Genomic DNA, 19,480 nt, shown 5'->3' with positions numbered 1-19,480 from the left:
CCCGTCGCTCCGCGGAGGCGCCGCCTCCCCCGCGGACGGGCACCGCCGCCGGCTCCCCTCAGGCCGCGGGTTCCGGCTCCCGCTCGGCATCCGCCGGCACGGGCGCGACGACCGCGCTGTTCTCCACGGCGATCACCGCGTCGAACGGCGCGGCGCACTCGGCGAGGCCCGTCTCGGACAGGAAGACGATGAGGCCGCGCCCGGCCCGCGCCTGCCGCAGTTGGGCGAGACGCTCGCGCGCGCCCTCGGCCTTCCGCTCGTCCATCGCGACCGCCACCACGAGGATGTCGGGGTCGCGGGCGAGGCACCGGCTCAGCTCGATCGCCACCCGCTCGCGGGCGTTGATCGCGCCGTCCGCCAGCGCCCCGGTGCTGGGCTGGATCTCGACCTTGCTGTCGAGGCCGAGGCCGTAGACCGAGGCCTCGAGGCCCTCGTCGGCCAGCACCCGGCGCACCAGCTCGCGCACCCGCGGCTCGGCATTGGCCTCGCCGAGGCTGATCCGGCCGAACAGCAGGTTCTCCTCCAGGCTCGCGGCCGGATTAACCCGCGAGGGATCGTGGAAGACCACCGCGCCGGCGAGGTGGGCCGGCAGCATCCGGGCGAAGGACCGGCGCGCCTGCACGAGGCGCTCCTCGAACGGGCCGTCGATCAGGCCGAAGCGGTGGCGGGACTCGCTGTAGCGCAGCGCGAGGCCGATCAGCCGCGCGCGGTCGCGCTGGCCCGCCGGTCCCCGCCGCAGGCTCGCCGCCCCGGGCAGGCGCGCCACGAGATCCTCGAAATAGCCCCGCTCGGCCGCCTGGAACAGCGAGTAGGCGTCGAACAGGGGGTGGTCGTTGGGCAGGTCGGCGAAGATCTCCACCGTGCTGCGGGCCACCGACAGGCCGATCTCGGTGAGCGGCCGGACCAGCCCCTCGGCCTCCAGGACCGCCCGCAGGTAGGGGTGGCGCGCGAAGCGCAGGGGCGCGAAGGTGCCGCCCACCGGCTCGCCGAACAGGATGTTCTCGCCGATGCTCGCCTGATTGTTGTAGCGGTCGGGGTCGAAGGGCTCGACGAGGCGCTCGGCGCCCTTGGCGGCCAGCGCCACCCGCATGGTGCGGCGCGCGGCGACGATCGCGGCGGCGAGCCGCGGCTGGGCGGCCGGGTCGAGCCGCCCGGTCAGCCCGCGGGCGTACACGAAGCCGTCGAGGCCGGTGAGCCGGCTGATCCCGATCAGCGCGATGTCGTCGGGCGCGGTCGCCGGATCGGTGCCGTAGAGCAGGTTCTGCCGGAGGGAGCCCTCCATCAGGATCGCCTCGCCGGACGTGAAGGCGATCCGCCGGGCGCGCTCGGCGGCGTCGAAGTCGCGCAGGTCCGTGCCCGCGTAGGTGACGGCGCCGGCCGTCGGCTCGACCTGGCCGGCCAGCACCGCCGCCAGCGCGCGGGCGCCGCTGCCGCGGCTGCCCGTGATCGCCACGTGCCCCGGCATCGACACGGCCACGTCGACGCCGGTCAGGCGCTCGCCCGTGGCCGGATCGAAGGCGCCGACGCCCTCGGTGGCCAGGATTCCGGACCGGGGCAGCGGCAGGGCGGCGGCGCCGCTGCGGGCGGCCCGGGCCCGCCGCCCCTCGAGGGCCGCGATGGTGCGGGCGAGGTCGCGCAGGCGCGGGCGCACCGACCTGCGGACCATCCAGAGCCGCGCGCAGATCGCCGCGAGCCAGCCGGCGAGGCCGAAGGCGCCCACGGCCGCCACGAGGGCGGCCGGATCCACCGGGGCCGCGGGCGGCTGGCCCGGTCCCGAGCGCCACAGCGCGGTGCCGGCGGCGATCGCCGGAAGGATCACCGCCAGGGCCAGGGCCGGCGCCCGGGCATAGGCCAGCCGCGCCTCGGCCCGCCCGACATTGGCCCGCATCGCGGCGACGCGGGCGGCGATCCGGCGGCGCTCGATGGCCGCCGCGCCGTGGTTGCGCACGGCGGGCAGCCGCCGGACGAGGTCGTTCAGGCTCTCCTCGGCGCGCGCGCTCGAGCGCAGGCGCAGATCGTGCCGGTCGCGCGCGCGCTCGAGCACCAGCCCGTAGGCGAGGCCGATCGCCGCGAGGCCGATCACCGCCGCGGGGACCAGCCTGGGCGCGGCGAGCGCCGCGAAGCCGAGGGCCAGGATCAGGGCCGCGAGGGTCATCGCCGGCAGCACGATGCCGGCGGCCAGCAGGCGGTCGGCCCGGGCCAGTACCTCGCCGACGATCCGGGTGAGGCCGCGCGCCTCGTCCCGCGCGCCCGCGGGCGCGTCGAGGATCGCCTGCAGCACGCCCTCGCGGACGGCGTCCCCGGCCCTGTTCTGCGCCTTGAAGCACAGGCGCGCCACGAACCAGCCGACCCCCGCCAGCGCCAGCGCGCAGACCGCGATGCACAGGAAGGCCGTGAGTTCGAGTTCGGCGGGGCGCATCGGGATGCCGGGGACGAGCACCAGTTCCCGGCCCGGGAGCTCCGCCGCCACGCGCAGGAACGGGAGGACCGGCGCCTCGTCGCGCGGCAGGACCGCGATTAGGTCGCGCAGGCACAGGAGCGCGAGCGCGCAGAGCGGCGCGCCGACCCCGACCGCGAGGGCCGCCGCGACGGTGTGCTGCGGCCGCGCGGCGCGCCACGTCAGGAGGAGAGGATCGGATTCCATGCGTCTCCGGACAGCATCGGGCGGGTCCGCCGCGGTCCGCCGCCGTCCGCGGCATAGGCCTTCGGGGCCGCGGCGGAAAGGGCGGCCGGCGCGGCCCGGCTCCGTGCGACATGTCGGCCGGACTGATCCAAGTTCTAGCCCTGGTCTGGAAGCGCTCTAGGTTCGATTCTCTGCACGCGGCGCGATCTGGAGCGCGCCGCGAGGTCCGGTCGCCGCGTCCGCCCGGACCGCATCGCGTGGGCGTGCCGGCGCAGCCGATCTCGGGCGAGACCAGAGGATGGGGTGACGCGTGCGGCGAGGGGCTGAGCAGACCGAAGGGCACGGCACGGCCGGCTCGACGTCCGGGACGGCCTGATGGCGCAGCTGTTCACCCCCGGCGCCGACGCGCTCTACCGCCTCGCGCTGATGACCGGCGTGGCCTGCCTGGTGGGCGTCCCGGTCCTGGCGGCCGGGATCGTGCGCTCGAACTACGTCACGGGCGTCGGGATCGCGCCGGCCCAGCCGCTGCCGTTCAGCCACAAGCACCATTCCGGCGAGCTCGGCATCCAGTGCCGCTACTGCCACACCACGGTCGACCGGGAGGCCACCGCCGGCATCCCGCCGACGCACACCTGCATGACCTGCCACTCGCAGATCTGGACCGGCTCCGAGATGCTCAAGCCGGTGCGCGACAGCTACGCGCAGGACAAGCCGCTGGAATGGAAGCGGCTGAACAAGCTGCCGCAATACGTCTACTACAACCACTCCGTCCACGTGACGAAGGGGATCGGCTGCTCGACCTGCCACGGCGACGTCACGTCGATGCAGATGACCTACCGGGCCAACGCCTTTGAGATGCAGTTCTGCCTCGATTGCCACCGGGCCCCGGAGAAGTACGTCCGCACGCCGGATCAGGTCTGGAACATGACCTGGAAGCCGCCGGCCGACCAGGCGAGTCTGGGCCCCAAGCTCGTGGCCCAGTACCACATCCGCGGCGGGGAGCGGCTGACCGAATGCGGGATCTGCCACCGATGACCGGCGCCCCCGACATCGCGGCCCTGCGCGAAAAACTCGCCGGCGGCGACGGACCGCGCTTCTGGCGCAGCCTCGACGCCGTGGCCGACAGCCCCGAGTTCCGCGCCTATCTGGCGGCCGAGTTCCCGTCGGCGTCCCGGCTCGCCGCCGCCCCGGAGCGGCGCGGCTTCCTGAAGCTCATGGCCGCCTCCTTCGCGCTGGGCGGCCTCAACGCCTGCGGCGGGGGCAACGGCCGCGACTACGAGGTGCCCTACGTCAACCAGCCCGAGCGGATCGTGCCCGGCACGGACCTGTCCTACGCCTCCTCGGCGGTGTTCGACGGCTTCGGCAACGGCATCCTGGTCACCACCCGCAACGGCCGCCCCCTGAAGATCGAGGGCAACCCCGAGCATCCCTGGAGCCGCGGCGGCACCGACGTGCTGGCCCAGGCTTCGGTCCTCGGGCTCTACGACCCGTTCCGCTCCCAGGCGGTGCAGCATCTCGGGCGGCCGAGCTCCTGGCCGGCGTTCCGGGCGGATCTCCAGGCGCGGATGCCGGGCTGGCGCGAGAGCCGGGGCGAGGGTCTCGCCCTGCTCACCGGCCCGGTGACGTCGCCCGGCGTGGCGGCCCAGATCGTGCGGCTGCGGGCCGCCTACCCGGCTCTGCGCTGGTACACCGGCGCCGGGGCCGGCCGCGGCGGGATCTACGAGGGCGCCCGCCAGGCCTACGGCCGGCCGCTGGAGACCATCCCGGATTTCGGCCGCGCCCGCACCATCGTGGCGCTGGACGGCGATTTCCTGGACCTCGGGCCCGGCCAGGTCGGCCTGTCGCGGCGCTGGAGCGAGGCGCGGCGCGCGGCCTACGCGGAGGGGCGCCTCCTCACCCTCCACGCGGCGGCGCCGACGCCGACGCTGACCAGCGCCAAGGCGGATTACGGTCTCGCGGTCCCGGCCGGCCGGCTGGAGGACCTCGCCCGGGACCTCCTCGCCCTGGCTGCGGGCGGCGCGGCGCCGATGGGCGACGACCCCGTCACGCGCTGGACGCGGGGCGCCGGCACGGCGCTCACCGAGGCCCGGGGAAGCGGCATCGTCACCGCCGGCCTGACCGCGAGCCCGGAACTGCACGCGCTGGTCCACCGCCTCAACGGCGCCCTCGGCAACACCGGCGCGACCCTGGTCCACACGGCGCCCGCGGAAGAGACGGGCGCCGGGACCCTCGCGGAGCTCGCGGAGGCCATGGATCAGGGTGCCGTCAAGGCGCTCGTCGTGCTCGGCGCCAACCCGGTCTACGAGGCGCCGGGCGCCCTCGACTTTGCCGCCCGGATGGCGCGCGTCCCGCTCAAGATCCACGCGGGACTCTACTACGACGAGACGGGCGCGCACGCCGACTGGCACCTGCCCGCTGCCCACCCGCTGGAATCCTGGGGCGACATCCGGTCCCTCGACGGGACCGTGGGGCTGATCCAGCCGACCGTCGCGCCCCTCTACAACGGTCGGACGCCCTCGGAGATGCTGGCCTTCCTGGCCGGCGGCGAGGGCGGGGAGAGCGGCCAGGACGCCCTCGACCTCCTCAAGGCGGGCGCGCGCAGCGCCGGCGAGGACGACGCGGCCTTCGAGGCCCGCTTCACCGAGGCCCTGCGCCTCGGCTTCTGGGCGGACAGCGCGCGCCCGGCCGAGACCGTCGCGCTGACGCAGGCGGCGGCCCCCGCGGCCGCCCCATCCCCCGCGTCCGCCGGCGAGGTCGAGGTGCTGTTCCGGCCCGATCCGACGATCTGGGACGGCACCCACGCCGACCTCGCGTGGCTGCAGGAACTCCCGAAGCCGCTGACCAAGGTGGTCTGGGAGAACGTGGTCGCGGTGAGCCCGCGCCTCGCCGAGCGCTCGGGGATCGCGACCGGCGACATCCTGCGGGTCGAGGCCGGCGGCCGCGCGGTCGAGGGGCCGGCCTGGATCCTGCCCGGCCAGGCCGACGACACCGTCACCCTCACCCTGGGCTACGGCCGCGACGTGCCGGACCACCTCGCCCGCGGCCTCGGCTACGATTCCGCGCCCCTGCGCCCGGCCGGTTCGACCTGGCGCCTCGCCGGCGCCCGGCTGACGAAGACCGGCCGCGTGCGCAAGCCGGTCACTACCCAGCATCTCGGCACGATGGAGGGGCAGGATCTCGTGCGCGTGCAGGCGCTCGGCGCCGCGCCCGCGGGCGACCCGAAGGGCGCGCCGACCCCCGCCTCGTTCTATCCGCCCCCGGAGAGCCAGGACCGCTGGGTCGCCGCGCAGTGGGGCATGGCCATCGACCTCGATGCCTGCATCGGCTGCAATGCCTGCGTCACCGCCTGCCAGGCGGAGAACAACATCCCGGTGGTCGGGCGCGAGGAGGTCGCGCTCGGCCGCTGGATGGGCTGGCTGCGGGTCGACCGCTACTACGCGGGCGGCCTCGACGCCCCGACCACGCATTTCCAGCCGGTGCCCTGCATGCATTGCGAGCAGGCGCCCTGCGAGCTCGGCTGCCCCGTCGAGGCGACGCTCCACGACAGCGAGGGCCTGAACCTGCAGGTCTACAACCGCTGCGTCGGCACCCGGACCTGCCAGAGCTACTGCCCCTACAAGGTCCGGCGCTTCAACTACCGCGACTATACCGGCGGCACGACCCCGGTGGAGCAGCAGCAGCGCAACTCCGAGGTCACGGTCCGGTCCCGCGGCGTGATGGAGAAGTGCACATACTGCATCCAGCGGATCACGGCGGCGCGGATCACCTCGGCCAAGGACGCCCACGCGCCGATCCCCGACGGCAGCGTCGAGACCGCCTGCCAGGGCGCCTGCCCGACCCGGGCGATCACCTTCGGCAACGTTGCCGACCCGGGGAGCCAGGTCTCGGCCGCCCGCCGGGACACGCGGGAATACGCGCTCCTCGGGCATCTCAACACGCGGCCGCGCACCACTTACCTCGCCGGGCTCGCCCCGGCCGCCGATCCCAACGGACGGGAGGGCTGAGCATGTCCGGCGCCCTGATCCGGCCCGACGCGACCCTCGAGGACATCGGCGGCGCGGTCGCGGAGATCCCGCTGACGCATCCCGGTAACCGCCGCTGGTGGATCGCCTTCGCGGGGGCGGCCTCGCTCCTCGGCCTGTTCGTCCTCACCCTCGGCTACCTGCTCTACGCCGGCCCCGGCATCTGGGCGAACAACAACGCCGTCGTCTGGGCGCTGGACATCGCGAGCTACGACTGGTGGATCGGCGTCGCCTCCGGCAGCCTGCTGGTCTCGGCGATCCTGCTCCTGCTCGGCGCGGAGTGGCGCGGGGCGGTGAACCGAGTCGCCGAGACCCTGGCGCTGCTCGCCACCGCGGCCGCCGGCCTCTACCCGATCATCCATCTCGGGCGGCCCTGGTTCTTCTTCTGGAACCTGCCCTACCCCAACACCTACGATCTCTGGCCGCAGTTCCGCTCGCCGCTCCTGTGGGACGCGATCGACATCGTGTCGTTCCTGGTGATCTGCGTCAGCCTCTGGTTCATCGGCCTGCTGCCGGACCTCGCGACGCTGCGCGACCGGGCCCACGTCGAGGCGCTCCGCCAGTTCGACGCGAAGGCGCCGACCCGCAAGCTCGCCCTCCTGCGCGCGCAGGTCTACGGCATCCTCGCCTCGGGCTGGCGCGGCTCGGCGGCCCACTGGCAGATCTGGGTCCAGGCCTACCGGACGGTGGCGCTCCTCGGCGTGCTGCTGGTGGTCTCGGTCCAGACCGGGGCCTCGGTCATGCTGGCGGGCTCGCTGATGCCCGGCTGGCACAGCACGCTGCTGCCGGTGAGCTTCCTGGTCAACGCGGTCTATTCGGGCGTCGGCGTCACGGCGGTGACCGTGATGCTGATCCGCCTCGTCTACGGCCTCGACGCCTTGGTGACGGACCGCCATCTCGACGTGCTCGGGCGGCTGCTGCTCTGCCTCGGCTGCGCCAGCGCCTACTGCTACGCGGCCGAGTACTTCGACACCTTCCTCAACGGCGACGCCGAGGGGCGCGGCGTCCTGGTCCGGCGCATGACCGGCGACCACGCCCTGGTGTCCTGGACGGCGGTCCTGTGCCTCGTCCTGCCCGCGCAGATCCTCTGGTCGGCCCGCGCCCGCACGGCGCCGCCGGCGATCGCGGCGGTGGGGCTGCTCGTGGCGATCGGTGCCTACGCCGACCACGTCATGGTCCTGGTCGTCACCCTGACGCAGGACTTCCTGCCCTCCTCGAGGCTGCCCTACACGACCGACATCTGGGGCATCGCCACCTTCGCGGGCTCGATCGGGCTGTTCCTGACCCTGCTGCTCCTGTTCCTGCGCTACCTGCCGGCCGTCTCGATCGTCGAGAGCCGCCGCCTCGCCCTGACGGCGTCGCCGGCCGCGCAGGAGGCCGCCCGCGCGGCCGCGTCCGGGGCCACGGGTCGCCCCGAGGAGAACCCGGTCACCGCGCCCCTGTGGGGCGTGTCCGCGACCTTCGCGAGCCAGGGCGACCTCGCTGCCGCCCTCCAGGCGGTCTCCGGGATCGGCCCGGACCACGTCCATCTCGACGGGCACGGACCGGTGCCGATGCCCCGCACCCTGCGGCCCCTGGGCCTGGAGGGGCGCTCGATCCTGCCCTACGCCCTGGCGGGCGCCCTGCTCGGCGGCTCCGGCTTCTTCGCGCTGTGCATCTACGCCACGGCCTACGACTACGTGTTCCTGATCGGCGGCCGCCCGCGCCTGTCCTGGCCGTCCTTCGTGGTCCCGAGCGTCTCCTTCGCGATGATGGCGGGCTGCGTGGCGATCCACCTCGCGCTCCTCGTGCTCAACCGCCTGCCCCGGCTGAACCATCCGGCCTTCAACATCCCGGGCTTCCTGCGCGCCTCGGAGGACCGGTTCTTCCTCTCCGCGGAGGCGCGGGGCGACCGGTTCGACGCGGCGCGGATCGAGCGGCGGCTCGCCTCCCTGCCGGCCGAGGCCGGGCGCCCCCTCGAGATCCGGCGGATCCCGCGATGAGGCGCGCCGTCCGCCGCGCCGCCCGCCGCGCCGGGCCACGCGCCCTCCTCGCCTGCCTGGCCCTCGCGCCGCTCGCCGCCTGCGGCGAGGCCGACATGGCCGATCAGGCCCGGGCCAAGACCTGGGACAAGAACCCGTTCTTCCCCCGCGAGATCACGATGCGCCAGCCGGTGGCCGGCACCGTGCCGCGGAGCGATCCGGCCCGCGCGGCGCCGCAGCCGCAGGCGATCAGCCGGGCGCTGCTCGACCAGGGCCGCGAGCGCTACGGGGTGTTCTGCACCCCCTGCCACGGGCAGGACGGCCGCGGCGCCGGGATGATCGTGGCCCGGGGCTTCCCGTCCGCCGGCGACCTCACCGCCGGGCCGGTGCGCGCGGCCTCCGCGTCCGACCTCTACGACGCCATCTCGTACGGCCGGAAGGCGATGTTCGGCATGGCCCAGATGATCCCCTCGGCCGACCGCTGGGCGATCGTCGCCTACGTCCGCGCCCTCCAGCTCAGCCAGGACGCTCCGGTGGCGAGCCTGCCCGAGGCGGATCGCGCGCGACTGGAGGCGACGCGGTGAGGCGCCCCGCCCTTCTCGGCCTCGCCGGCCTCGTCCTCTTGGCCGTCTGCCTGATCGCGGGCGGCTGGCGCGGGGCTGCGGCCTCGTATCTCGCGGCGTGGCTGGTCCTCCTCGCCCTGCCGGTCGGCGCCCTGCCGGTGGTCATCGTGGCCGAGCGCTTCGGCAAGCGGGTCCGCGAGCGCGGCGGCATCGAGATGCTGGCGGGCCTGCGCCGGCTGACGGCTCTGATGCCGGTCGCGGCCGTGCTGGCGCTGCCGCTGCTGGCCGCCGCGCCGCTGCTCTATCCGTGGGTGAGCGCCCCGGCGCGCACGCCGCTGGCCGCCCTGTGGTTCACGGTGCCGTTCTTCGCGGTCCGGGTCATCGCCTACCTCGCGGCCTGGACCTGGCTGGCGCTGCGCTTCGCCAGACCGTTCGACGCGCCCGGCGAGGGGCGGACCGTGCCGGCGGTGGGCCTGCACGCGGTCATCGGCACGCTGTTCGTCACCGACGTCGTCGCCTCCCTGGATCCGCGGCTCGACTCCACCCTCCTGGGTCTCCTGGTGATGACGGCGTGGAGCGGCCTCGCCTTCGCGGCGGCGATCCTGCTGGCCTGGGAGGAGCCGGAGCCCGTGGGGCGCGGCCGCACGGCCCCCGGCCGGGGCCGGCTCGTCCCCCTCGTCGTGCTCCTCGGCCTCTGGGCCTACATGCACTTCGTGCAGTTCCTGATCGTCTGGTCGGCCAACCTGCCGCCCGAGGTGGCGTGGTACCTCGCCCGCGGCGGCTGGGTCGGGCGGGCGCTGGCGATCGTGGCCGGCGCGGTCGTGGTCCTGGCCGGGCTCGCGACCCTGCGGCCGGGCCGCCCGACCACCCGGATCCTGGCCGGCGCGGCGGTCGCCGTCCACGCCCTGGAGATGTTCTGGCTGATCACCCCGGCGGTGCGCGACCGCTTCGTCCTCCGGCCGAGCGACGTGCTGGCTGCCGGCGCCGTGGCCTGCCTCGCGGCCGCTTTGCGCCCGCTGATGCGTCCGCGCGCAGACCGCGCGGCCGCGACCGCCCGCCGCGCCGGGAGGCCGGCATGAGCGCGGACGGACCCACCGGCCTGATCCCGGCGATCCTCGCGGGGCTGACCCTGCGCGGCAGCGGCCTCCTGAACGGGCGGCCGCCGCGCCCGGCGGCCAACACCCAGCGCCATCCCGACGATCCCGGGCACGAGACGCGCGACGTCAACGTCCGCAACACCGTGCTGGTGATGGCGGGCCTCGCGCTCGCGGCGCTGGCGGTCGTCGGCGCGATGGTCTGGCTGATGGGCACCTTCGCGGCGAGCCAGCGCCGGGCGCTGCCCACCCTGACGCCGCAGCAGACGACGCGGCTGGCGCCGCCGCCGCCGAACCTGCAGGCCGACCCCTACGCCGACCTCGACCGCGAGCGGGCCGAGGCCGCGGCGCGCCTCTCCGGCTACGGCTACCGGGACGAGGCCCACACCCGCGCCCGCATCCCGATCGGGCGCGCCATGGACCTGACCGTCGGCCGCTCCCTCGAACCGGCGGAGCCCGCTGCGCGATGACGCCGAGCCACGATTCCCTCCAGCTCTGGCCCGCCGCGGTCTCCGCCACGGCGATCGAGACCGATTGGCTGATCCTGGCCTTCACGGTGCTGACGCTGCTGCTGACCGTGCCGGTCTTCGTGGCGATCACCTACTTCGCCCTGCGCTACCGCGAGGGCTCCGAGGCGGATCGGAGCCCCTCGGGCATCCGGTCGAACCTCATCGAGATCAGCTGGATGCTGATCCCGTTCCTGCTGACGCTGATCTTCTTCGTCTGGGGCGCCCGACTGTTCGTCGAGTCGAAGAACCCGCCCCCCGACGCCATGGTGGTCGAGGTGATCGGCCGGCAGTGGATGTGGAAGTTCCAGCACCCGACGGGCCAGTCCGAGATCAACAACCTGCACCTGCCGATCGGCCAGCCGATCCGGCTGCACATCATCAGCCAGGACGTGATCCACGCCCTCTACCTGCCGGCCGTGCGGATGCAGGTGGCGGCCCTGCCCGACCGCTACACCGACCTGTGGTTCAAGGCCGAGAAAACCGGCACCTACCATCTCTACTGCTCGGAATATTGCGGCACCGACCATTCCGTGATGGGCGGCGAGGTCACCTTCATGAATCCCGGCGACTACCAGGACTGGCTGACCCACGCCGGCGCGCAGCAGGGCAAGGTCGCGGCGGGCCGGGCGCTCTACGAGGCCTATGGCTGCGCCGGCTGCCACGACCCCGGTTCGTCCGTGAAGGCGCCGAGCCTCGCGGGCCTCTACGGCAGCCAAGTCAAGCTCGCGGACGGGCGCACCGTCACCGCCGACGACGCGTGGCTGCGCGAGAAGATCCTGAACCCGAACGGTGACCGGCTCGCCGGCGGTGGCAAGCAGGTGATGCCGAGCTTCGCCGGCCGGATCCCGGCGGACGAGCTCGGCACGCTGATCGATTTCCTGAAATTCTACGCGGGTCCGGCCTCCGGCAAGGCCGCGGACGCGACGCTGCCGGGAGCGACACGATGAGCGCATCGGGCAGCGTCGGCGGCACCGCCCGCCGGGAACCCCACGCCCCCGAATCCACGATCGGGCGAAAATCCGACTACCTGCACGCGGAATCGACCCTGCGCTCGTGGTTCCTCACCACCGATCACAAGCGCATCGCGATCCTCTACCTCGCCTCGATCACCGGCTTCTTCGTGATCGGCGCCCTGGCGGCCGGCGTGGTGCGCCTCGCGCTCGTCGTGCCGAACGGCGCGATCATGACCAACGACACCTACAACAAGGCCTTCACCATCCACGGGGTGGTGATGGTCTGGTTCTTCCTGATCCCGTCGATCCCCGCGACCTTCGGCAACTTCCTGATCCCCTTGATGATCGGGGCCAGGGACCTCGCCTTCCCGAAGCTCAACCTGACCAGCTGGTACGTGTTCATGGCCGGCGCCCTGTTCACCCTGGTCTCGGTGGTGCTGGGCGGGGTCGATACCGGCTGGACCTTCTACGCCCCGCTCTCCACGGCCTTCTCGAACACCTGGGTCCTGCCGGCGCTGATCGGCGTGACCATCGTGGGCTTCTCGTCGATCCTGACCGGGCTCAATTTCGTGGTCACGATCCACACCATGCGGGCGCCCGGCATGACGTGGTTCAAGCTGCCGATCTTCGTCTGGGCGCACTACGCCACGAGCCTGATCTTCCTGCTGGCGACGCCCGTGATCACCACCGCGCTGATCCTGCTGATCGCGGAGCGCGCCTTCCATATCGGCGTGTTCGATCCGGCCTATGGCGGCGACCCGGTGCTGTTCCAGCACCTGTTCTGGTTCTACTCGCACCCGGCCGTGTACATCATGGTCCTGCCCGGCATGGGGGTGATCTCCGAGATCGTCCCGGCCTTCGCGCAGAAGAAGCTGTTCGGCTACCGCTTCGTCGCCTACGCGTCGATCGGGCTGGCCTCGGTGACCTTCTTCGTCTGGGGTCACCACATGTTCGTCAACGGCCAGAGCGACCTGGCCTCGCTGGTATTCTCCGCCCTGTCCTTCGCGGTGGCGGTGCCCTCGGCCGTGAAGGTCTACAACTGGACCGCGACGATCCATAAGGGGGCGCTGCGCCTCGACACGCCGATGCTCTACGCGATGGGCTATATCGGCCTGTTCGTGCTCGGCGGGCTCACCGGGCTCTACCTCGCGACGCTCGCCATCAACCAGCACATCCACGCGACCTACTTCGTGGTCGCGCATTTCCACTACATCATGGTCGGCGGCACGGTGCTGGCCTTCCTCGGCGGCCTGCACTTCTGGTGGCCGAAATTCACCGGCCGCATGTACAGCGAGCCCTGGGGGCGGGTCTCGGCGCTGCTGATCTTCCTCGGCTTCAACGTGACCTTCTTCCCGCAGTTCATCCTCGGCTATCTGGGGATGCCGCGGCGCTACGCGACCTACCCGGCCGAGTTCCAGCTCCTGAACGTCCTGTCCTCGGCCGGCGCCACGATCCTGGCGGCGGGCTACCTCTTCCCGATGCTCTACCTCGTCTACTCCCTCTGGTTCGGGCGGAAGGCGCCCGCCAACCCGTGGAACGCGAAGGGGCTCGAGTGGGAGACGTCGTCCCCGCCGCCGACGCACAATTTCCTGTCCCCGCCGGAGGTGCCGCGCATCCCCTACGACTACCCGATCCAGGCCCAGGAAGCCCGGGACCAGCACGGATGAGCGAGCCCCTCGCCGACGGCGTCGGGGTCGCCCGCGCCCACCATTTCGAGAGCGTGGCGCAGCAGCGCGAAGCGGCGACGCTCGGCATCTGGGCGTGGCTGATCACCGAATTGCTACTGTTCGCGGCCCTGTTCCTGGTGGCGCTGATCACCCGGATCCAGCACCCCGAGGCGACGGTCGCGGCGGCCAAGCACCTGAAGTTCTGGATCGGGGCCACCAACACCGTGGTGCTGATCTGCTCCAGCCTGACCATGTCGATGGCGATCGAGTTCTCGCGCATGGGCTGGCAGCGCGCCATGGTCCGGGCGATGCTGGCGACCGCGGCTTTGGGCGGCCTGTTCCTCGTGCTCAAGGGCTACGAGTACTACGCCGACTGGGCCGAGCACATGATGCCGTTCCTCAGCGACAGGCCCTTCGCCCTCGCCGAGACGCCGGCGGCGCGGCTGTTCGTGAACCTCTACTACGTCGCGACGCTGCTCCACGCGCTGCACCTGTTCACCGGCATCACGCTCCTGCTCGGCATGACGTGGATGGCCGCCAGGGCCGGGTTCCTCGCCCGGCACCAGAACTGGATCGAGGTCTACGGCCTGTACTGGCACTTCATCGATCTGGTCTGGATCCTCGCATTCCCGATCCTCTACGTGGTGAACCGGTAGGATGCGGAACCCCCTCGCGACCCTGAGCGCCGACGACCGCGCCCTGCTCCGGAAGCGCCTGCGCACGCCCGTCCTCACCTTCCTGGCGCTGCTCGCCCTGCTCGCCGTCAACGTGACGCTGGGCGCCACCCTCCCCTTCGCGCAGGTCTGGATCGTGGAGCTCGCGGTCGTCGCCGTGATGGTGGCGCTGATCCTCCTCGTCTCCATGGAGGTGATCCACGAGCCGCCCCTGATCCGGCTATTCTCGGGGCTCGGCTTCTTCTGGGTCGCCATCATGGTCGGCATGACGCTGACCGACTATCTCGCCCGCTGACCCGCGCGAAAGCCGTTGTCGGGACGGCCGAACGCTCCTAAACGGGGCCGCTTCCCCGCATGGCCCGGCTGAAAGACGATGTGCGAACTGCTCGGCATGAGCGCCAACGTGCCGACCGACATCCGCTTCTCCTTCGCGGGCCTCGCCCGGCGCGGCGGCGAGACCGGGCCGCACGCCGACGGCTGGGGTATCAGCTTCTACGACGGCCGCACCTGCCGCAGCTTCCACGAGCCGGAGCCCAGCGCCCGCTCGCAGCTCGCCCGGCTCCTGCGCGACATGCCGATCAAGAGCCGGATCGTGGTCGCCCATGTCCGCAAGGCCAATCGCGGCCGGGTCAGCCTGGAGAACACCCACCCGTTCTCCCGGGAATTGTGGGGCCGCCGCTGGACCTTCGCGCATAACGGTCAGCTCAAGGGCGTGAAGCGGCTGCCGCTGGGCGGCTTCATGCCGATCGGCTCCACCGACAGCGAGCACGCCTTCTGCTGGATGCTCGGCCGGCTCCAGGCCCGGTTCCGCGCCCTGCCCCGCCCCGAGACCCTCGACCGGGCGGTGGCCGACCTCGCGGGCGAGCTGCACGCGCTCGGCGTGTTCAACATGCTGCTCACCGACAGCCGCACCCTCTACGCCCATTGCGGCAAGCGCCTCTGCTACCTCACCCGCTGCGCCCCCTTCGGGAAGGCCACCCTGATCGACGAGGACTGGCAGGTGGATTTCGCCCAGGAGACCACCGAGCACGACGTGGTGACGGTCATCGCCACGCAGGCGCTGACCCGGGACGAGTGCTGGACCGATCTCGCCCGCGGCGACGTCCTGACCCTGCGCGACGGGGCGATCCGGCTGTTGAGACCGGCCAACTTAGCTTAAGTGTGTTTTGCCCGAGGGTGCATGGCCGCGGCCGATGCGCTAGAATCCCGGTAACAGGAGCGCATCGGCCGGACCTCACCACCGGTTCGAGCCGGCAAGCGCTCCGCCTCGACCCGCTCGGGACCACAGGTCGAGCCACGATGAGTTGACGAGCGCGATACGCATGACCCGCGACGACACCGACACCGTCCTGTCCCAGGAGGACGGGACTCGGGATGGCCGCCCGAACCTGGCGCCCGGCATCCGCACGCATCTCGGGGAGCACCTGCGCACGGTCTACGACCGGATCGGCGAGGAGACGCTGCCGTCCCGCTTCGCCGAGCTGATCGAGAAGCTCGAGGCGGCGCTGCGCGCCCGGGGCGAGGCGATCGAGCCGGAATTCCGCAACGGCCTGCTCGCGGCCGTGCCGTCGCTGCGCGCCTTCGCGCTGTCGCTGACCTCGAACCCGGCCCGCTCGGACGACCTCGTCCAGGACACCCTGCTGAAGGGTTGGCAGCACCGCGCCCGGTTCCAGCCGGGGACGAACCTGAACGCGTGGCTGTTCACGATCCTGCGCAACATCTTCTACTCGGACCACCGCAAGCGTGTCCGCGAGGTCGAGGACCAGGACGGGTCCTACGCGGCCCGGCTCGCCACCGCGCCGCACCAGGGCGACAGGCTCGACGTCGAGGACCTGCAGTCGGCGCTCGCCAAGCTGCCGCCGGACCAGCGCGAGGCGCTGGTGCTGGTCGGCGCCGAGGGCGTCTCCTACGAGGAGGCCGCGACGATCATGGGCTGCAAGGTCGGCACCGTGAAGAGCCGCGTCAGCCGCGCCCGCGGCCGCCTCGCGGAACTCCTGGGCTACGACGAGGAGGATCTCGGCTCCGACCGGTTCATCCAGTCGGCGATGCCCAAGGACGCGTAGGCGGCCGGCCAGCCGCGGTCCGGCGCTCCACAAAAAAAGATGCATCCGATTCCGGGGATCGGGCGTTACCGGCCCGAGCTTCGCTGCGCCAGCGCGGCGAAACACCACGGAACGGAGACGCACCGCATGACCTTCAAGACCCTCATCGCCGCCTCGGCCCTCGCCCTGTCGCTGCCGCTGGCCGCTCAGGCCCAGGGTACCATCCCGGGCGCCGAGCGCGGCGCCGCCGCGGGTGCCGACGCGGCCGGCCCGATCGGCGGCATCGTCGGCGGCGCGGTCGGCGCGGCCACCGGCACGGTGGGCGGCATCCTCGGCGTCGACATGGCCCCGCGCTTTCGCAGCTACGTCCGCGAGCGCAACGTCCGCTCGTACGACTACGACGGCCGCGTCGCCGTCGGCACCACCCTGCCGAACTCGGGCGTGACCTACTACGACGTGCCGAGCGAGTACCGCGTGCAGCCGGGCTACCGCTACACCGTGGTGAACGACCGCCCGGTGCTGGTCGACCGCGGTCACCGCATCGTCGAGGTCATCGACTAAGACCCTGGGCCGGTCTCGTGCCGGCCCGAATGCCCCCGGAGCTTGGCTTCGGGGGCATTCCCGCAGACGCGGCCGCCGGCGCAACGCTTCATCCGTCCGGCCGTTGACGACGGTTCGACCCGTGAGGCGACCATGAGCGACACTCCCACCGATCCGAAATCCACCCTGCCGGAACCGGTGCGCGACCATCTCGGCCAGCAGCTGCGTAGCGTCCTGCCGGTCGGGACCGACAAGCCGCGCTTCCTGGGCGACGACCCGGTGCCCGACGCGTTCGAGCCGCAGATCCGCAGGCTCGAGACCCGCTTGAAGACCCACGAGGAGGGCACCGGCGCCGTCGGGCAGGCCCTCGACCAGATCCTCGACGCCTTCGGGGTCAAGCCGTCGGACGACGACACGCGCGCGGGCTGAGCCGTCAGACGCGCGGCTTCGTCGCCAGCAGGTCGCGGATCTCGGAGAGCAGCTTCACGTCGGCCGGCACCTCGTCGGGCTTCTTGACCTCGGCGTGCTGGAGACGGTTCATCGCCCGGATCACCAGGAACAGCACGAAGGCGACGATGGCGAAGTTGAGCGTCAGCGTCAGGAACTGGCCGTAGCCGAGGACGGCGCCCTGCTTCTTCGCGTCCACGTAGGGCAAGCCGGCCTGCACCTTGGACGAGAGCGGGATGTAGTAGTTCGAGAAATCGAGCCCGCCGGTGATCGCGCCGATCACCGGCATGAAGATGTCCTGCACGGCTGAATTGACGATGGCCCCGAAGGCCGCGCCGATGATCACGCCGACCGCGAGATCGACCACGTTCCCGCGCAGCGCGAATTTCTTGAATTCCTCGAGCATCTCCGGAACCCCCTCCACGAACGCTGCCAAGGTAGGGGAGAATCCCGCGGCGGCCAGCGCCCGGTCCGGCTAGACGGCCGGCGGCCGCGCCTCCGCACCGCTCTCGGGCTGCGCATCCGCCCCGGCCGCGGGCCGCTCCCCGGCCGGGAGCGCCGGCTCTGCCTTGAGCCGCCGGCGATACTGGGCGGCGACGACCGGGATGGTCAGCAGGTAGCCGCCGCTCACCGCCACCAGCGCCTCGAACGGGTAACTGATCAGGATGCCGAAGGCCGCGACGCCGAACAGGAAGATCGGCAGGACGAGGCTGCGCGGCACCCGCTTGCCCATGGTCTTGCCCGAGTAGGTCGGGACCGTGGAGACCACCAGGAGGGCGATGCACAGCACGTAGATCAGGACCGCGGGCGCCGCCCAGGTCTCGATGCCGAAGCCCAGGAAGTGCAGGTAGAGCGGCAGCATCGCGGTGAGCGCCCCCGCCGGCGCCGGCATGCCGACGAAGAAGTCCTTCTTCCATTCCGGCCGGTTCGGGTCGTCCAGCATCGCGTTGAAGCGGGCGAGGCGCAGCGCCATGGCGATGGCGAAGATCAGCGCCACGATCCAGCCGACCGACTTCAGGTGGAACAGCACGAAGCCGTAGAGGATGAGCGCCGGGGCGCAGCCGAAATTCACGAAGTCGGCGAGCGAGTCGAGCTCGGCGCCGAAGCGCGACGTGCCCTTGAGCAGCCGCGCCACCCGCCCGTCGATGCCGTCGAGCACGCCGGCCACGACCACGGCGATGACGGCGGGCTCGAACTTGCCCTCGAAGGCGAGCCGGATCGCCGTCAGCCCGAGGCAGAGCGCCATCAGGGTGATCATGTTGGGCGCGATCATCCGGAACGGCACCGGCTTGAACCGGCGCGGCCGCGGCTCGTTCGGGTCGGGCGCGAAGGGCGGGAAGAGATCGTCCATGGCCGCCTCAGATCCGCTTGAACAGCCGCTCCGGGCCGCCGCCGAGATCGGCCAGCACCGTCTCGCCGGCCACCGCCTTCTGGCCGAGGCCGACCAGCACGGTCGAGCCGGCCGGAAGGTACACGTCCACCCGCGAGCCGAAGCGGATCAGGCCGAACCGCTCGCCGACGCCGAGCACGTCGCCCGCCGCAACGAAGCCGACGATGCGCCGGGCCACGAGGCCGGCGATCTGCACCACGCCGACCCGCTTCGGCTGGCCGGCATGGGTCGTCTCGATGACCATGCCGTTGCGCTCGTTGTCGTCGCTGGCCTTGTCGAGCTCGGCGTTGAGGAACAGGCCCGGCGTGTAGTGGATCTGGCCGATCCGGCCCGCCACCGGCACCCGGTTCACGTGGCAGTCGAACACGTTCATGAACACGGAGACCCGCAGGGTCGGCACCTGCGGCAGGTCGAGCTCGGGCGGCGGCAGGACGGTGGCGATGAGGTTCACGCGCCCGTCGGCGGGCGAGATCACGAGCCCGTCCGCCACCGGGGTGACGCGCTCCGGATCGCGGAAGAAGTAGCAGACCCAGAGGGTGAGGATCAGGAAGATCCAGCCGAAGAACTGGGAGAAGTAGCCGGCCAGCACCGTCAGCACGATGCCGATCAGGATGAAGGGATAGCCCTCCTTGTGGATCGGCACGAGCGTCCGGCGGATCGTCTCGATCAGGTCGGTCATGGGCTCTTCGGACTCGAGGATGTCGCGGGCGGGCGGACGTGTCGGACGGGCGGATGGCAGTCCGCCGGGCCGCCGTCAACTTTCCAGGGGTCGCGGGTCGCCGCGGGCTTGGGCGCCCGCTCCGGCCGGGGGGCGCTCCTGCGCCGATTCGGGCGCGAAACGCCGAGGCTCGCGGACACGCGTGATCGTCCCCGCGCGCGCGTGGCGCCGGGGGCATGGCCCGGGAGGCGAGCACGAGGGACGCGGGACGCCGCGGGAACCCAGGTGTCGGCCAAGTACGCGCGGGATCCGATCCCCGCGGCGCCCCGCGGCATCG

The 19,480-nt window shown here is 72.4% G+C and carries 18 protein-coding genes; 14 read left to right on the top strand and 4 right to left on the bottom strand.

Annotation, left to right across the window (positions count from 1 at the left end; translation table 11 throughout):
- Nucleotides 1-58: 58 nt before the first annotated feature.
- On the bottom strand, nucleotides 59-2,644 hold the full coding sequence (locus tag C4T42_RS16615; protein ID WP_020092385.1) for an ABC transporter ATP-binding protein/permease: 2,586 nt from the start codon (nucleotides 2,642-2,644) through the stop codon (nucleotides 59-61).
- 354 nt (nucleotides 2,645-2,998) lie between these two features.
- On the opposite strand from C4T42_RS16615, the gene C4T42_RS16610 reads away from it, so the two are divergent.
- The 14 genes from C4T42_RS16610 to C4T42_RS16545 all read left to right on the top strand — a co-directional run bounded on the left by C4T42_RS16610 (nucleotide 2,999) and on the right by C4T42_RS16545 (nucleotide 17,077).
- Complete coding sequence (locus tag C4T42_RS16610) at nucleotides 2,999-3,658, top strand: cytochrome c3 family protein (RefSeq protein WP_020092384.1); 660 nt, start codon at nucleotides 2,999-3,001, stop codon at nucleotides 3,656-3,658.
- Complete coding sequence (locus C4T42_RS16605; RefSeq protein ID WP_103985459.1) at nucleotides 3,655-6,627, top strand: TAT-variant-translocated molybdopterin oxidoreductase; 2,973 nt, start codon at nucleotides 3,655-3,657, stop codon at nucleotides 6,625-6,627. Before C4T42_RS16610 ends, C4T42_RS16605 begins: the two co-directional genes overlap by 4 nt.
- 2 nt (nucleotides 6,628-6,629) lie before the next feature.
- Nucleotides 6,630-8,627 carry a DUF3341 domain-containing protein gene (locus C4T42_RS16600; RefSeq protein ID WP_020092382.1) on the top strand — a complete coding sequence of 666 codons (1,998 nt, stop codon included), beginning with the start codon at nucleotides 6,630-6,632 and terminating at the stop codon, nucleotides 8,625-8,627.
- Nucleotides 8,624-9,190, top strand: coding sequence for a cytochrome c (locus C4T42_RS16595; protein WP_103985458.1), 567 nt, complete (start codon nucleotides 8,624-8,626; stop codon nucleotides 9,188-9,190). The genes C4T42_RS16600 and C4T42_RS16595 overlap by 4 nt, the downstream gene beginning before the upstream one ends.
- The gene (locus tag C4T42_RS16590) at nucleotides 9,187-10,248 is read left to right on the top strand and encodes a hypothetical protein (RefSeq protein ID WP_020092380.1); all 1,062 of its coding nucleotides are present in this window, start codon (nucleotides 9,187-9,189) and stop codon (nucleotides 10,246-10,248) included. Before C4T42_RS16595 ends, C4T42_RS16590 begins: the two co-directional genes overlap by 4 nt.
- Nucleotides 10,245-10,733, top strand: a complete 489-nt coding sequence (locus C4T42_RS16585; RefSeq protein WP_020092379.1) for a hypothetical protein — start codon at nucleotides 10,245-10,247, stop codon at nucleotides 10,731-10,733. The genes C4T42_RS16590 and C4T42_RS16585 overlap by 4 nt, the downstream gene beginning before the upstream one ends.
- On the top strand, nucleotides 10,730-11,719 hold the full coding sequence (coxB, locus tag C4T42_RS16580) for a cytochrome c oxidase subunit II (RefSeq protein WP_103985457.1): 990 nt from the start codon (nucleotides 10,730-10,732) through the stop codon (nucleotides 11,717-11,719). The genes C4T42_RS16585 and coxB overlap by 4 nt, the downstream gene beginning before the upstream one ends.
- Nucleotides 11,716-13,392 (top strand): cbb3-type cytochrome c oxidase subunit I, encoded by a 1,677-nt coding sequence (locus C4T42_RS16575; protein ID WP_103985456.1) that lies wholly within the window; start codon nucleotides 11,716-11,718, stop codon nucleotides 13,390-13,392. The genes coxB and C4T42_RS16575 overlap by 4 nt, the downstream gene beginning before the upstream one ends.
- Complete coding sequence (locus tag C4T42_RS16570; protein ID WP_020092376.1) at nucleotides 13,389-14,048, top strand: cytochrome c oxidase subunit 3; 660 nt, start codon at nucleotides 13,389-13,391, stop codon at nucleotides 14,046-14,048. The genes C4T42_RS16575 and C4T42_RS16570 overlap by 4 nt, the downstream gene beginning before the upstream one ends.
- Nucleotide 14,049: 1 nt before the next feature.
- Nucleotides 14,050-14,361, top strand: coding sequence for a hypothetical protein (locus tag C4T42_RS16565; RefSeq protein ID WP_020092375.1), 312 nt, complete (start codon nucleotides 14,050-14,052; stop codon nucleotides 14,359-14,361).
- A gap of 78 nt (nucleotides 14,362-14,439) precedes the next feature.
- Nucleotides 14,440-15,225: a class II glutamine amidotransferase gene (locus C4T42_RS16560; RefSeq protein WP_020092374.1), complete on the top strand. Its 786-nt coding sequence runs from the start codon at nucleotides 14,440-14,442 to the stop codon at nucleotides 15,223-15,225.
- A 163-nt stretch (nucleotides 15,226-15,388) separates the two neighbouring features.
- Nucleotides 15,389-16,129, top strand: a complete 741-nt coding sequence (locus C4T42_RS16555) for a NepR family anti-sigma factor (protein ID WP_020092373.1) — start codon at nucleotides 15,389-15,391, stop codon at nucleotides 16,127-16,129.
- Nucleotides 16,130-16,255: 126 nt separating this feature from the next.
- On the top strand, nucleotides 16,256-16,669 hold the full coding sequence (locus C4T42_RS16550) for a DUF1236 domain-containing protein (RefSeq protein WP_020092372.1): 414 nt from the start codon (nucleotides 16,256-16,258) through the stop codon (nucleotides 16,667-16,669).
- A 132-nt stretch (nucleotides 16,670-16,801) separates the two neighbouring features.
- On the top strand, nucleotides 16,802-17,077 hold the full coding sequence (locus C4T42_RS16545) for a hypothetical protein (RefSeq protein WP_020092371.1): 276 nt from the start codon (nucleotides 16,802-16,804) through the stop codon (nucleotides 17,075-17,077).
- A gap of 4 nt (nucleotides 17,078-17,081) precedes the next feature.
- On the opposite strand, the gene mscL is transcribed toward C4T42_RS16545, so the two are convergent.
- From mscL to C4T42_RS16530, 3 genes are all read right to left on the bottom strand, one after another.
- Nucleotides 17,082-17,501: a large conductance mechanosensitive channel protein MscL gene (gene mscL / locus C4T42_RS16540; protein WP_020092370.1), complete on the bottom strand. Its 420-nt coding sequence runs from the start codon at nucleotides 17,499-17,501 to the stop codon at nucleotides 17,082-17,084.
- Nucleotides 17,502-17,570: 69 nt separating this feature from the next.
- Nucleotides 17,571-18,446 carry a phosphatidylcholine/phosphatidylserine synthase gene (locus C4T42_RS16535; RefSeq protein ID WP_020092369.1) on the bottom strand — a complete coding sequence of 292 codons (876 nt, stop codon included), beginning with the start codon at nucleotides 18,444-18,446 and terminating at the stop codon, nucleotides 17,571-17,573.
- Nucleotides 18,447-18,453: 7 nt separating this feature from the next.
- The gene (locus tag C4T42_RS16530) at nucleotides 18,454-19,164 is read right to left on the bottom strand and encodes a phosphatidylserine decarboxylase (RefSeq protein WP_020092368.1); all 711 of its coding nucleotides are present in this window, start codon (nucleotides 19,162-19,164) and stop codon (nucleotides 18,454-18,456) included.
- Nucleotides 19,165-19,480: the final 316 nt, after the last annotated feature.

It is taken from the genome of Methylobacterium sp. 190mf (assembly GCF_900107945.1).
Lineage (GTDB): Bacteria > Pseudomonadota > Alphaproteobacteria > Rhizobiales > Beijerinckiaceae > Methylobacterium.
Note: the sequence above shows the minus strand (reverse complement) of the source record. Positions and strands in the feature narration are given on the sequence as shown.

Excerpts from the sequence above, each read along its gene's own strand:
- C4T42_RS16550 (WP_020092372.1), top strand. The coding sequence starts at position 16,256 with ATGACCTTCAAGACCCTCATCGCCGCCTCGGCCCTCGCCCTGTCGCTG.
- coxB (WP_103985457.1), top strand. The coding sequence starts at position 10,730 with ATGACGCCGAGCCACGATTCCCTCCAGCTCTGGCCCGCCGCGGTCTCC.
- C4T42_RS16575 (WP_103985456.1), top strand. The coding sequence starts at position 11,716 with ATGAGCGCATCGGGCAGCGTCGGCGGCACCGCCCGCCGGGAACCCCAC.
- C4T42_RS16535 (WP_020092369.1), bottom strand. The coding sequence starts at position 18,446 with ATGGACGATCTCTTCCCGCCCTTCGCGCCCGACCCGAACGAGCCGCGG.
- C4T42_RS16605 (WP_103985459.1), top strand. The coding sequence starts at position 3,655 with ATGACCGGCGCCCCCGACATCGCGGCCCTGCGCGAAAAACTCGCCGGC.
- C4T42_RS16610 (WP_020092384.1), top strand. The coding sequence starts at position 2,999 with ATGGCGCAGCTGTTCACCCCCGGCGCCGACGCGCTCTACCGCCTCGCG.
- C4T42_RS16585 (WP_020092379.1), top strand. The coding sequence starts at position 10,245 with ATGAGCGCGGACGGACCCACCGGCCTGATCCCGGCGATCCTCGCGGGG.
- C4T42_RS16595 (WP_103985458.1), top strand. The coding sequence starts at position 8,624 with ATGAGGCGCGCCGTCCGCCGCGCCGCCCGCCGCGCCGGGCCACGCGCC.
- mscL (WP_020092370.1), bottom strand. The coding sequence starts at position 17,501 with ATGCTCGAGGAATTCAAGAAATTCGCGCTGCGCGGGAACGTGGTCGAT.
- C4T42_RS16545 (WP_020092371.1), top strand. The coding sequence starts at position 16,802 with ATGAGCGACACTCCCACCGATCCGAAATCCACCCTGCCGGAACCGGTG.
- C4T42_RS16560 (WP_020092374.1), top strand. The coding sequence starts at position 14,440 with ATGTGCGAACTGCTCGGCATGAGCGCCAACGTGCCGACCGACATCCGC.
- C4T42_RS16555 (WP_020092373.1), top strand. The coding sequence starts at position 15,389 with ATGACCCGCGACGACACCGACACCGTCCTGTCCCAGGAGGACGGGACT.
- C4T42_RS16600 (WP_020092382.1), top strand. The coding sequence starts at position 6,630 with ATGTCCGGCGCCCTGATCCGGCCCGACGCGACCCTCGAGGACATCGGC.
- C4T42_RS16615 (WP_020092385.1), bottom strand. The coding sequence starts at position 2,644 with ATGGAATCCGATCCTCTCCTCCTGACGTGGCGCGCCGCGCGGCCGCAG.
- C4T42_RS16565 (WP_020092375.1), top strand. The coding sequence starts at position 14,050 with ATGCGGAACCCCCTCGCGACCCTGAGCGCCGACGACCGCGCCCTGCTC.
- C4T42_RS16570 (WP_020092376.1), top strand. The coding sequence starts at position 13,389 with ATGAGCGAGCCCCTCGCCGACGGCGTCGGGGTCGCCCGCGCCCACCAT.
- C4T42_RS16530 (WP_020092368.1), bottom strand. The coding sequence starts at position 19,164 with ATGACCGACCTGATCGAGACGATCCGCCGGACGCTCGTGCCGATCCAC.